We start from the raw sequence: 12,205 nt of genomic DNA, 5'->3' as shown, positions 1-12,205 counted from the left end.
GCTCAGGATGGTCGTGCCAGCCCGCGCGTACCGGCTTCGCAGGCCACTGGCACGCAGCGCGCACTTGATCGCCGGTCACTCCTCGCCGAGTACGGATCTTCATTTCGACGCTCGGTGGCCCTCGATGTATGCGATCCACACGGCAGACACGCCGGTCACTCTAGGCGATCGTCTCCGGCTCGTGGCAGCTCAGTCAACAGTCTCCCTCCCGCCTGTCCGTCCCGTATGCCGGAGGGGCACAGCGGGCACGAACGACGGATAGAGATCGAGATCGAGCGAAAGCCCAGGTCGGCGTCTGTGGAGCGGGTGACGGGAATCGAACCCGCACTGTCAGCTTGGGAAGCTGATGTTCTGCCATTGAACTACACCCGCAAGCGGAGACCACTGTACCTGGTCGGTCAACGGGCACGCACGCACCTCACCGGAGCTGGGCTTAAGCCGCCCAAAGGTGTGCCAATCCGCACGTACCTATTTTCAAGAACATCGATGCACGGTAATGTCCGCTGCAGGCTGGCTCGGGTTACCTGGGGAGGGCTTTGCGATGCGGGCTTGGCGTGTGGCTGCTGCCATGGTCGCCGCTGCGGCGTTCGTCGGCGGCCCGGCAGCGGGTGGCGGGCCCGGCACCGCCAGCGCGGCGACCGACAGCGCAGGCAAGGCCAGCACCGACACAGCAGAGGCCAGCACCGTCCGCGCCAGCGCGACCGGCGGCGGGAGCGGCACGGCCATCGACGCCGCCAGCGCCAGCGACGATGGCGGCTGTGTCGGCGTCGCGGCGCGGGGGCGGCCGGGTGGGGCTGCGACGGCCGTTCGTGACCCGAATCATCTCACCGCCGAACAGGTCCGGGAGCGGCAGCGGCTCACGGAGCAGGCGCTCGCCCGTCGAGGGCTTGCCGGTCAGCCCCGGACCACGGCCGCGGTGACGGTCCCGGTCGTCGTCCATGTCATCGCGGGCGACGACACCAGGGAGGGCGGCAACATCCCGGACGAGATGATCGCCGCGCAGATCGAGGTGCTCAACGCCGCGTACGGGGCGTCGACCGAGTTCGTGTTTGAGCTGGTGCGGGTCGATCGGTTGGTCAACCCGGACTGGTACCCCATCGTCTACGAGTCGGCGGCCGAGCTGGCCATGAAGAGCGCGCTCCGGGTGGGCGGCATGGACACTCTCAACCTCTACCTCGGCGACCTCAGCGACAGCCTCCTCGGCTGGGCCACCTACCCGCAGCCGGCCCTGGACCCCAGCGACGGCGTCGTGATCCTGGGCGAGTCGCTGCCGGGTGGGACCTCGCTGCCCTACAACGAGGGGGACACGGCCGTGCACGAGGTCGGGCACTGGCTCAACCTCTTCCACACGTTTCAGAACGGATGCACCGAGGACGGCGACCTCGTAGACGACACGCCCGCGGAGGCGTCGCAGGCGAGTGGCTGCCCGGCTGGGCGGGACACGTGCACGGAGGATCCGGGTGAGGACCCGATCCACAACTACATGGACTACAGCACGGACGCCTGCATGTACGAGTTCACGCCGGGGCAGGCAGCCCGAATGCTGAGCGGATGGGACGCGTTTCGGGCGCCCTAGCGGGGACGTCGGTCGCCGCCCTGCCCGGTCCCACCGAGACGGTCGACGAGCCCGAGGCCGCCTCCGCGGAAGGTGCGACCGGCGCCGGTGACGACGAAGCGGCCGACGGGTCGAGCCACACCTGCACCGCTGGGCGGGACGGAGGCTCGACCGCGAACGGGGTGGCGCCGTTGCGGCCGTGGCGGGCGATCATCGCCACGTCGACCGTGAACTCGAACAGGCGCCAGTCGACGTGCGGCGCCGCGCGCAGGTGACCCGCCAGCCGGGCGACCTTGGCACGGTCGGTGACGACGGTGGCGCGGCCGGCCAGGTATGCCTCGTCGTCGCTGTCCTCCGGCGGGAACGAGTGCAGCGCGTATCGCCCGTCGCGCTCAAGGTCGCGGCGCTTGGGCGAGTCGACCACGAAGCAATACAGCCCGTCGTCTGTGATGACCGGCGAGACCGGGTGCACCCGCGGGCCGCCGTCGGCGCGCACGGTCGCCAGATAGCCCAGACCCGGGCCGTACTGCTGCATGAGGGTGCGGATCGCGTCCGCGAGGCGGGGCTCGTCGGTGGAGAAGTCGGACCAGGATGCCATGACCAACATCTTATCGAACGTATGTTCGACACAGGTAGTCCCCTATGGTGTGTTGATGCTGCTCTCCGACCGTGACCTCGTCATCGAGATCAAGGCGGGCAACCTCGCGCTCGATCCGTTCGAGCCGGCACTGGTCCAGCCGTCGAGCATCGACGTGCGGCTCGACCGGCTCTTCCGGGTGTTCAACAACCACCTGTACACGCACATCGACCCCGCGGTGCGGCAAGACGACCTCACCTCGCAGGTGGAGGTGCCGGACGGCGAGGCGTTCGTGCTGCACCCAGGCGAGTTCGTGCTGGCTTCGACGCTGGAGGTCATCTCCCTCGGCGACCAGCTCGCCGGCCGCCTGGAGGGCAAGTCGAGCCTGGGCCGGCTGGGGCTGCTCACCCACTCGACCGCCGGCTTCATCGACCCGGGCTTCACCGGCCACGTGACTCTGGAACTCTCCAACGTGGCCAACCTGCCGATCACGCTCTGGCCGGGCATGAAGATCGGGCAGCTCTGCATCTTCCGGCTCTCGTCGCCGGCCGAGCACCCCTACGGCTCGACCGTCTACGGCTCCCGCTACCAGGGACAGCGCGGCCCCACACCGAGCCGGGCATGGAAGAACTGGCGGACCTGGCCAACAGGCAAGTAAGCGCCACACCGAGCGCCGAGCGCCGACAAGCAGCCAAGCGCCAGGCAACCGAGCGCCGACAAGCAGCCGAACGCCGACCGGCGAGCAACTCAGGGCAAGGGAAACCGCAGCAAGAAACGCCCTCCCACCCCGGGTGGATGGGAGGGCGTCTCCTTTACTGGCCGGTGCGGGTCGCGTGACGGGGGAACACGCGACATGCGGCGGCCACGGGGGTGGGTAACGCTTATCCGGGTCTGCCGTAGCTGTGGATCGGCGCGGCGTTTATGGTGCGCATGCGGATCGGGACGCCGGGTTTGGACGCGTCGACGATGTAGCCGCCGCCGACGTAGATGCCGACGTGATGCAGGTCGTTGTAGTAGAAGACGAGGTCGCCGACCTTGAGGTTGCTCCGGCTGACCGAGGGGACCTGACCGCGCTGGCGGGCGGCGTTGTGCGGCAGACCCACGCCCGCGGCGGCCCATGCCTTCATCGTGAGGCCCGAGCAGTCGTACGTGCTGGGACCCTCGGAACCGAAGACGTAGCCCTTGCCGATCTGGGCACAGGCGAACTTGGCCGCCTTGGCGCCGGCGCTGCCGTCGTACTCTACGGGGCAGGGGGCCGGCCGCAGGTCGCCGATGCCGCCACCGGAGCCGTACGCCGTGAGGCGCATCTTCTCCAGCTTGGTGATCTCGGCGTCGAGCTGCTTCTTCTTCACCGCCAGCTGCGCCTCTTCCTCGGTGAGCTGGCCGACGAGCTGGTCGAGCGGCTCCTTCTGCGCCATGTAGCGCGCGCGGAGGTCGACGACCGCCTGGATGTCCTTTTGTGAGCGTCGAGCGAAGATCTCGAGCACTTCGAGCTGGTCAGCGAACGTCGTGGGCGAACCCGTCGTAAGCACCGCGTTGACCGCCGAGAAGTTACCGCCCTTGTACTGCGCGGCCGCGTACTCTCCCACCTTCGCCATGGCGAGGTCGATCCGCAGCTGCAGCGGCGCGATCTTCTTCGCGAGCGTGTCAGCCTTCTTGCGCTTCGCCTGGAGGTCCAGCCTGGTCGCGTTGTGCTTTTCCGCCAGCGGCTCCAGCTTGACCCAGGCCTCGTCGATCTGCTTTTCAATCTCGGCTGGGCTCGGCTGGGCGTGCGCCACCGTGCCACTGGAGAGCACGGTCGCGACAGCGACGAGAGCGGTGATTACGGTGCGACGCGCGGCATAGCGTGCCACCGGAGCCGTTACTCCTTCTCCCTGGCCGCCTACCGGGTTAGCTGACGGGTTCGGGCGGGAGAGCGCGCCCTACCGCTTTCGCGGATTCACCCCGAGGTGCTTGGGTCCCCGGCTCGTTTCAACGTGCGACTCGGCGGGCTGAGCCGTGGTCTCCCAGGCTGGGAGGCCGACCGCCGGCTCAACGACCCCCAAGGGTAGGAGTGGCGCAATCGCCCGCGCAAGCCGTGTGGACAACCCCTTCGTTGCGTATACCGAGTGGTAGCACCGCGTGTATCGAAACGGTCTCAGTCAATGGTTAAGAACACGTCGTCGAGCTGGCCGGCATACTGGTCATTGTCGACGGACACACTCTTTCCGCCGATTCGCAGCGGTTCGGAGTTCACAATGGACACACTAGGTGGCATCGTGACCGCAGCGCGTTGCGTTCCGTCCACCTCGATCGCCAGCCAGCGGCCGGAGCGGAAACAGGCGAGCGCGTGCCACCGCCCGTCGGCCACGTTCACCCGGGCGACCGCGCGGTAGATGGTGGTTTTGCTGGCCACCACGCAGCTCGGCTGGCCGGCGCGGCCGTCGACCTGGAGTTTGAGCTGAGTCACGCCGCCGGTCGAAAACCCTTTCTGCACAACGTTCGCGCCGTCGCCGGTGTCCGCGGCCGTCATCAGCACCGAGGCACCGAACCGCACGCCACGGGTACCCGGGTTGAGCTCGGGCGCGGGCGTGCCTTCGAGGATCACGCGGGGGCAGTCGCCCTCCGTGCAGCGGGGCGGGAAGCGGGCCGCCCAACCCTCGCCGCGGCGCACGTACTCCAGGTCGCCGCGGGCCTGGAGCGGGTACCGCCCGGTGACGTCGGTGACCGAGCCGTGCCACCAGCCGTCGAACGTGTACCGCAGCGACAGCGCGGGCGGCCCACCCTGCGCCGGCTGCGCGGAAGCGGCCAGGAGCAGGCTCGCGGCGCCGAAAAGCAGTACGGCCAGCCGGCGTGTCATGTGCATCCTGAGCGACATTGCTCGATTGTGGAGATTCGTAGCATTACGGGGCAATCACTCGACCGGGGGTTTGAAGCTTTTTTACGAGCACGCTACATCTGGCGGAACCTATTGACGGCAGCCATCGACGGCGGCCAGGGTGACCCCATCCCCCGAACGGAGGTCCTGATGCCCAACCTGACAACGCGCATCGCCCTCACGACAGCGGTGGTCGGGGCGGCGACCCTGGTGCCAGCCGCCGCCGTCCCCGCCGCCAGCCCCGCACAAGACATCAGGCAGCGGGAGTACGCGGCCGCCGCGGCCGAGTACGGCGTGCCGGAGAGCGTGCTGCTCGGCGTGTCGTACCTGGAGTCCCGCTGGGACACGAACGCCGGCACGCCGAGCACGAGCGGCGGGTACGGCCCGATGCACCTGACCGACGCCGAGTACGTGACGTCGCTGCCCGGCAACCACCACGACCACGACGGCGAGGACCCGCGCGGCGACACCGGCCGCCCCGTGCGAAATGTCGACTCGGGCGGCGTGCCCGCCCCGGCCCCGGCGGCGCTCCAGACGCTCGACCGTGCCGCGGCGATCACCGGCGCGTCCGAGGCTGCCCTCCGCTCCACCCCCTCGGCAAACATCGCCGGCGGGGCGGCACTCCTCGCCTCGTACCAGAGGGATCTTGGTGGACCGGCGGGGAGCGCGAGTGACCCGGCGGCCTGGTATGGCGCGGTGGCCAGGTACAGCGGCGCGGACAGTGCCGATGCCGCGGCGGCCTTCGCCGACGAGGTCTTCGCGACGATCCGGGGCGGGGCGGCGCGGGTGACCGACGACGGGCAGCGGGTGGCGCTGGCCGCGCGTGACGTGGCGCCGGCGCGGAGCTGGCTGGCCCGCCTGGGCCTGCGCAAGCTGGCCCGCCCGGACGGCCTGGAGTGCCCCAGGGACATCTCCTGCGAGTGGATCCCGGCGCCCTACCAGGACCTGGGCGGTGGCGACTACGGCAACCACGACAAGGGCAACCGGCCGCAGCAGCAGAAAATCGAGTACATCGTCATACACGACACCGAGGGCTACTTCCAGCCGTCGGTCGACCTGGTGCTCGACCCCACGTACGTGAGCTGGCACTACACGCTCCGCTCGGTCGACGGCCACATCGCCCAGCACGTCAAGGCCAAGGACGTGGGGTGGCACGCGGGCAACTGGTACGTCAACGCGAAGGCGATCGGCCTGGAGCACGAGGGCTTCGCGGCGCAGGGCACCTGGTACACGGAGGCGATGTATCGCACGTCGGCCAAGCTGGTGCGCTACCTCGCGCTGCGGCTGGGCATCCCGCTCGACCGCAACCACATCATCGGCCACGACAACGTGCCGGGCATCCTGCCGGCCAACGTGCGCGGCATGCACTGGGATCCGGGTCCGTACTGGGACTGGTCGCACTACTTCGACCTGCTCAAGGCCCCCTTCCGCACGACCGGGTGGCCGGGCGGCGGGCTGGTCACGATCGACCCGGAGTTCGCGGCGAACAAGCCGGCGTTCGTCGGGTGCGGCAGTGACCCGGTCGCGCCCTGCCCGCCGCGCGGCTCCTCCGCGGTGATCCTGCACACCGCGCCGGACGCGTCGGCACCGCTGGTCAAGGACATCGGCCTCCGCCCGGGCGGCGAGGACGCGACCATGCACGTCTCCGACCACGGCGCGCGGGTGTCGGCCGGGCAGACGTACGCGGTGGCCGGCCGGCAGGGCGACTGGACGGCGATCTGGTACCTGGGGCAGAAGGCGTGGTTCCACAACCCGCGCTCGGCGCCGACCGCCAAGTGGGCCACCGGACTGGTGGTAACACCAAAACCGGGAAAGGCAACGATACCGGTGTACGGACGGGCCTACCCGGAGCAGGCGGCCTACCCGGAGGGCGTGCCGTACCAGACGATCACGCCGTTGCAGTACACGTTCGCGGCCGGCCAGCGGTACGCCGTGGGCGACGTGCTGCCCAGCGAGTACTACCGGGCGGTGACGTTCGACGGCTCGTCACCCGGCGACTGGACCGTGATCCGGGGCGAGAAGAAGTACGTCCAGATCCAGTTCGGACACCGGATCATGTTTGTAAATCTAGCTGACGTGTCGATCGTGCCGTCGCTGTTCTAGTTCCCCGCGTTGGTGATCGAAGCTCCCGTCAAGTCGTTCTAACGACATGGGGGGAGCTTCGATCACGGCCTGACCGCTTCAGACGCCGGCGCGAGGGCCGACGACCGCGGTCAGGACGTCGTCGAGGGTGACCACCCCGAGCGCGGCGCTGCCGTCGCTGACCAGCACCATGTGCCGCCGTTCGCGGCGCATGGAGAGCAGCAGCTCGGCCAGCGTCCGCTCGGGTGGCACCACGGCCAGCGGGCGGACGATCTCCTGCGGCACCGGGGCGGTCCGGCGCGGACCCTCGTACCCGAGCACGTCCTTCACGTGCACGAAGCCGAGCACCCGGCGGGTCGCCCGGTGCACCACCGGAAACCGCGACCGGCCGGTCCGCGTGGCCAGCACCTCCAGCGACGCCGGCGAGACGTCCTCGGCGACGGTCGTGACCTGCGCCCAGGGGCGGAGCGCGTCGGCGGCGGTACGGCGGCCGAGCGCCAGCGCGCCGGTGATCCGGGCGTGCTCCTCCGCGTCGAGCAGTCCCTCGGTGCGCGCCTGCGACACCAGGCCGGCCAGCTCCTCGGCCGTGAAGACGGTCTTGACCGCGTCGGTGGCCTCGACCCGCCAGATCCGCAGCACCGCCCGGGATGCCCACTTCATGGCGAGCAGCAGTGGCTTGGTGGCCAGGCAGAACGCCAGCATCGCCGGCCCCAGCCACAGCGCGGACGGCTCCGGCCCGGCGAGCGTGATGTTCTTCGGGACCATCTCGCCGATCACCGTGTGCAGGAAGACCACGATGCCCAGGGCCAGCACGAACGCGACCGGGTGCAGCGCGCTGTCCGGCACGCCGGCCGCGTGGAACGGCCCCTCCAGCAGGTGGGCCAGCGCCGGCTCCGCGATCGCGCCGAGCAGCAGTGCGCAGAGCGTGATGCCCAGCTGGGCGCCGGCGATCATGAGTGGGATCTGGTTCATCGCCGAGAGCGCCCAGCGGGCCCGCCGGGAGTTTTCCGCGAGCGGCTCGATGACCGTGCGGCGGGAGGCGATCAGCGCGAACTCGCTGCCCACGAAGAACGCGTTGCCGAGCAGCAGCGCCACCGTGATCAGTACCTTGGTCATGGCTGCGCCACCTCCGGCGCCACCACGCGCACCTGCTCGATCCGGTGCCGGTCGACCTCCACGACCGTAAACTCCCAGCCCTTTTCGACCACGGTCTCGCCGGCCACCGGGATGTGCCCGAGCCGTGCCATGAGGAAGCCGGCGAGCGTCTCGTACGGCCCCTCGGGCAGCCGGAAGCCGATCTGCTCGGCCAGTTCGTCCTCGCGCAGCACCCCGTCGACCTGAAACGTGCGCTCGCCGCCCGGCACGGTCAGCTCCACCGGCCCGGCGTCCTCCACCGCGTCCGGGTCGAACTCGTCGGCGATCTCCCCGACCAGCTCCTCGACGAGGTCTTCCACCGTGACGACGCCGTCGGTGCCGCCGTACTCGTCGACCACGATCGCCAGGTCGGCGTCGGCCGCGCGGAGCGCGGCCAGCACACCGTCGAGATCCAGGCTCTCCGGGACGTAGACCGGCTCGCGGGCCACCGCGGCCACCGTCGTGGTCGACCTTCTTGTCGGGGGTACGCCGAGCGCGTCCGGCACGCCGACCACGCCGGTGACCAGGTCGAGCGTGTCCTCGTACACGGGGAAGCGGGTGCGCCCGGTCTCCTGGGCGGCGGCGATGAGCTCGGCCACGGTGGCGGTGCTCTTCAGCGCGACCACGTCGACCCGCGGGGTCATCGCCTCGGCGGCCCGCTTTTCACCGAAGCGGATCGTGCGCTGCAGCAGCCGCGCCGTCTCGGTGGGCAGCGCGCCGGCCCGCGCCGAGATGGCGGCCAGCAGCCCCAGCTCCTCCGGCGAGCGGGCGCTGGCCAGCTCTTCCTGCGGCTCGACGCCGAGGCGGCGGACCAGCCAGTTCGCGGAGTTGTTGAGGGTCCGGATGAGCCACCCGAAGACCATCGAGAAGCCGCGCATCGGCCCGGCCGTCGAGAGCGCCGCCGGCATCGGGCGGGCGAGGGCGGCGTTCTTGGGTACGAGCTCGCCGAAGAGCATCGACAGCAGCGTCGCCAGCACCAGGGCGAGCACCGGGGTGACCGAGTCGGTGGAGTCGCCGGCGAGCGGGCGGATGGCCGGGGCGAAGAGCTTGGCCAGTGCCGGCTCGGCCAGGTAGCCGGTGAGCAGCGCGGTGATCGTGATGCCGAGCTGCGCGCCGGAGAGCTGGAACGACAGCGCGTGCAGCGCCTTCTGCACCGCGGCGGCCCGGCGGTCGCCCGCCTCGGCGCGCTGGCCGATCTCGGCCCGGTCGACCGTCACGAGCGCAAACTCGGCGGCGACGAAGAAGGCGTTACCCGCCGTCAGGGCAGCGAAGCCGAGCAGCGGCAGGATGGTGGTCAGTAGAAGGCCGTCGATGGTCGGTTCACCTCGGCGGTGATTCTCCCACGCGAGCGTGTTGGCGGGTTGACATGCGGCTGACGAGGACGCCGAGGAGTACGCCCAGCACCGCGCCGATCGCGTTGTTGACCCAGTCGTTGGCGATGCAGGCCCGTCCCGCGCTCATGACCACCTGGGTGAACTCGATCGCGACCGGCACGAGTACCGCCACACCCGCGACGAGGCCGGGGCGCCGCGAGGCGAGTATGGCGAAGAACGTCATCGGTACGAACATGAGCACGTTTCCCACCCGCTCACCCCGGTCAGCGGTGGTGGTGAACGCGTGCCAGAGCGCCGCCGGGTCGAAGAGGGCACCCGCGCAGGAGCCGATCGCTCCCAGGTCCGGTCCGGCCAGCGGGGTGCCGGGGGCGGGCAGCAGCGTGAGCGTGGCGACGGCGGCCGCGCCGAGCATCGCGCCCAGCGTGGGCCAGGGTGCCCAGCCGAGCCGGCGCGCGACCGGGCGGTGCGCCAACGCGGCCACCACGGCCAGCACGGCGAACGTCAGCGCCGGCCACGGTTGCGCCAGGAAGTCGTTCGCCCAGCCCAGCACGGGACACCGCCTCTCACTCTCAGACGGTCCTTTTTACCTGACGCCGTTACGCCTCGGCCTTGACCGATCGGAGGAGGACGGTCGCCACGTCGACGACTTCGACGTGGTCGTTGGCGCCTTTGCCGGTGACGCCGTCGTTGATCATGGTGTGGCAGAAGGGGCAGCTGACGGCGATGGTGGTGGCGCCGGTGTGGAGGGCTTCGTCGACGCGTTCGGTGTTGATGCGTTTGCCGATGCGTTCTTCCATCCACATGCGGGCGCCGCCGGCGCCGCAGCAGAAGGAGCGTTCTTGGTTGCGGGGCATTTCGGTGATGCCGGTGGCGGTGGTGGTGGTGAGGAGTTGGCGGGGTGGGGTGAAGACGCGGTTGTGGCGGCCGAGGTAGCAGGGGTCGTGGTAGGTGATGGTGCCGGGTAGGGGTTGGACGGGGGTGAGTTTGCCGGTGGTGACCAGGTCGGCCAGGAGTTGGGTGTGGTGGACGACGTGGACGTTGGTGAGGCCGAGTTGGGGGTATTCGTTGGCGAGGGTGTTGAAGCAGTGTGGGCAGGAGGCGACGATCTTGGTGACGTTGGCTTCGGTGAGGGTTTCGACGTTTTGGGCGGCGAGCATTTGGAAGACGAACTCGTTGCCGAGGCGGCGGGCGGGGTCGCCGGTGCAGGTTTCGCCTTCGCCGAGGATGGCGAAGTCGACGCCGGCTTGGTGGAGCAGGGTGGCCACCGCGCGGGCGGTTTTCTTGGCTCGGTCTTCGAACGCGGCGGCGCAGCCGACCCAGTACAGGTATTCGAACTTCGTCTCCGCGTCGGCGCGTTTGATGTCGAAGTCGAGGGTTTTGGTCCAGTCTTCGCGGGTGTTGGGTGGGGCGCCCCAGGGGTTGCCTTTGTTTTCCAGGTTGCGGAGCATGACGCCGGCTTCGGACGGGAACGCGGATTCGATCAGGACCTGGTAGCGGCGCATGTCCACGATGTGGTCGACGTGTTCGATGTCGACCGGGCATTGTTCGACGCAGGCGCCGCAGGTGGTGCAGGACCACAACACGTCCGGGTCGATCACCCCTTGTTCGTCGGCGCCGCCGATCAGCGGCCGCTGCGCCTCGGCCAACGCCAGGGCGTCCACCGTCGAGTGGTCGCTGTTGGTGTCGGCGAGCAGGTAGGGGGCTTTGGCGTAGGCGTGGTCGCGTAGCGACAGGATCAACAGTTTCGGGGATAGCGGCTTGCCGGTGTTCCAGGCCGGGCATTGGGACTGGCAGCGGCCGCACTCGGTGCAGGTGGTGAAGTCCAGCAGCCCTTTCCAGCTGAACTGCTCGACGGCGGCGACCCCGAACTGGTCCTTGTCCGGGTCGGCTTCCTCGAAGTCCAGGAGTTTGCCGCCCGAGGTCATCGGTTTGACAGCGCCCAGCCCGGAGCCGGCCGGGCGGGCCGGGTCCCGTTTGAAGAAGATGTTGACGAACGCGGCGAACCGGTGCCACGCCACCCCCATGGTCAGGTTCGTGGCGATCGTGATCAGCCAGGTCATCGACACCACGATCTTCACCGCCGCCACGATCGACAGCCCAGCCTCGGAGGCGGGCAGCAGATCGCCGAGGGCGTGTGAGACCGGGGCGGCCCAGGCCGGCCAGGGCATGTGCCCGGTCGCGGTCTTGAACCCGCGGATCACGAACCCGCAGACCAGAACAGCGACGATCACCCACTCCACGAAGTAGCCCTGCCACATCGTCGACCCGGTAAACCGCGACCGCCCAGCCGGCCGGGTCGGCCGGTTCACCAACCGGATCGTGATCAACACCGCGATACCGGCCAGGCCGAACACCCCGATCACCTCGGTCGCCAGCCCGTAAACCGCCCACCCACCCACGATCGGCAGACCCGCGTGCGGGTCGACCACCTCGAAATACGCCTCGAGCACCAGCAGCGACAACACGATGAACGCGACCATCACAAACCAGTGCGCCGCCCCCACCACCGACCACTTCAACATCCGGGTATGCCCGAACGTCTCCGCCAACATCCGCCTCAACCGCACCGACTTACCAACAAACCGGGACGGATCAGGCTGACCCAACCGGATCACCGCCACCATCCGCCACACCGCACGCACAGCCAACACCACCGCAACCACGGT

10 protein-coding genes, 1 tRNA gene and 1 riboswitch are annotated in these 12,205 nt (G+C 69.5%); of the genes, 3 read left to right on the top strand and 8 right to left on the bottom strand.

Annotated features, from left to right (window positions below):
- Positions 1-298: 298 nt before the first annotated feature.
- Positions 299-372, bottom strand: a tRNA-Gly gene (locus RB614_RS37905).
- A 169-nt stretch (positions 373-541) separates the two neighbouring features.
- Between RB614_RS37905 and RB614_RS37900 the strand changes: the two genes are divergently transcribed.
- Entirely contained in the window at positions 542-1,576 is a 1,035-nt protein-coding gene (locus RB614_RS37900; RefSeq protein WP_308717535.1) for a zinc metalloprotease, read from the top strand.
- Here the strand turns inward: RB614_RS37900 and RB614_RS37895 are convergent.
- A complete protein-coding gene (locus RB614_RS37895) occupies positions 1,518-2,153 on the bottom strand; it encodes a pyridoxamine 5'-phosphate oxidase family protein (protein ID WP_308717534.1) in 636 nt (211 codons plus the stop codon). The two genes, RB614_RS37900 and RB614_RS37895, sit on opposite strands and share 59 nt — an antisense overlap.
- Positions 2,154-2,208: 55 nt before the next feature.
- Between RB614_RS37895 and dcd the strand changes: the two genes are divergently transcribed.
- Positions 2,209-2,790: a dCTP deaminase gene (gene dcd, locus RB614_RS37890; protein WP_308717533.1), complete on the top strand. Its 582-nt coding sequence runs from the start codon at positions 2,209-2,211 to the stop codon at positions 2,788-2,790.
- A gap of 223 nt (positions 2,791-3,013) precedes the next feature.
- Here the strand turns inward: dcd and RB614_RS37885 are convergent, their stop codons facing one another.
- Complete coding sequence (locus RB614_RS37885) at positions 3,014-3,985, bottom strand: C40 family peptidase (RefSeq protein ID WP_308717532.1); 972 nt, start codon at positions 3,983-3,985, stop codon at positions 3,014-3,016.
- Positions 3,986-3,997: 12 nt separating this feature from the next.
- Positions 3,998-4,131, bottom strand: a riboswitch (cyclic di-AMP (ydaO/yuaA leader).
- A 138-nt stretch (positions 4,132-4,269) separates the two neighbouring features.
- The gene (locus tag RB614_RS37880) at positions 4,270-4,971 is read right to left on the bottom strand and encodes a LamG-like jellyroll fold domain-containing protein (protein WP_308717531.1); all 702 of its coding nucleotides are present in this window, start codon (positions 4,969-4,971) and stop codon (positions 4,270-4,272) included.
- Between the two features lie 168 nt (positions 4,972-5,139).
- On the opposite strand from RB614_RS37880, the gene RB614_RS37875 reads away from it, so the two are divergent.
- A complete protein-coding gene (locus RB614_RS37875) occupies positions 5,140-7,092 on the top strand; it encodes an N-acetylmuramoyl-L-alanine amidase (protein WP_308717530.1) in 1,953 nt (650 codons plus the stop codon).
- A 78-nt stretch (positions 7,093-7,170) separates the two neighbouring features.
- On the opposite strand, the gene RB614_RS37870 is transcribed toward RB614_RS37875, so the two are convergent.
- From RB614_RS37870 to RB614_RS37855, 4 genes are all read right to left on the bottom strand, one after another.
- Positions 7,171-8,187 carry a hemolysin family protein gene (locus RB614_RS37870; protein WP_308717529.1) on the bottom strand — a complete coding sequence of 339 codons (1,017 nt, stop codon included), beginning with the start codon at positions 8,185-8,187 and terminating at the stop codon, positions 7,171-7,173.
- Positions 8,184-9,491 (bottom strand): hemolysin family protein, encoded by a 1,308-nt coding sequence (locus tag RB614_RS37865; protein WP_308717586.1) that lies wholly within the window; start codon positions 9,489-9,491, stop codon positions 8,184-8,186. The genes RB614_RS37870 and RB614_RS37865 overlap by 4 nt, the downstream gene beginning before the upstream one ends.
- A gap of 34 nt (positions 9,492-9,525) precedes the next feature.
- Positions 9,526-10,089, bottom strand: coding sequence for a VanZ family protein (locus tag RB614_RS37860; RefSeq protein WP_308717528.1), 564 nt, complete (start codon positions 10,087-10,089; stop codon positions 9,526-9,528).
- Positions 10,090-10,135: 46 nt separating this feature from the next.
- The coding region (locus RB614_RS37855; protein WP_308717527.1) for a (Fe-S)-binding protein at positions 10,136-12,205 on the bottom strand (2,070 nt) is incomplete at its 5' end.

Origin of the sequence: Phytohabitans maris, assembly GCF_031085175.1 — a bacterium.
GTDB lineage: Bacteria > Actinomycetota > Actinomycetes > Mycobacteriales > Micromonosporaceae > Phytohabitans > Phytohabitans maris.
Note: the sequence above shows the minus strand (reverse complement) of the source record. Positions and strands in the feature narration are given on the sequence as shown.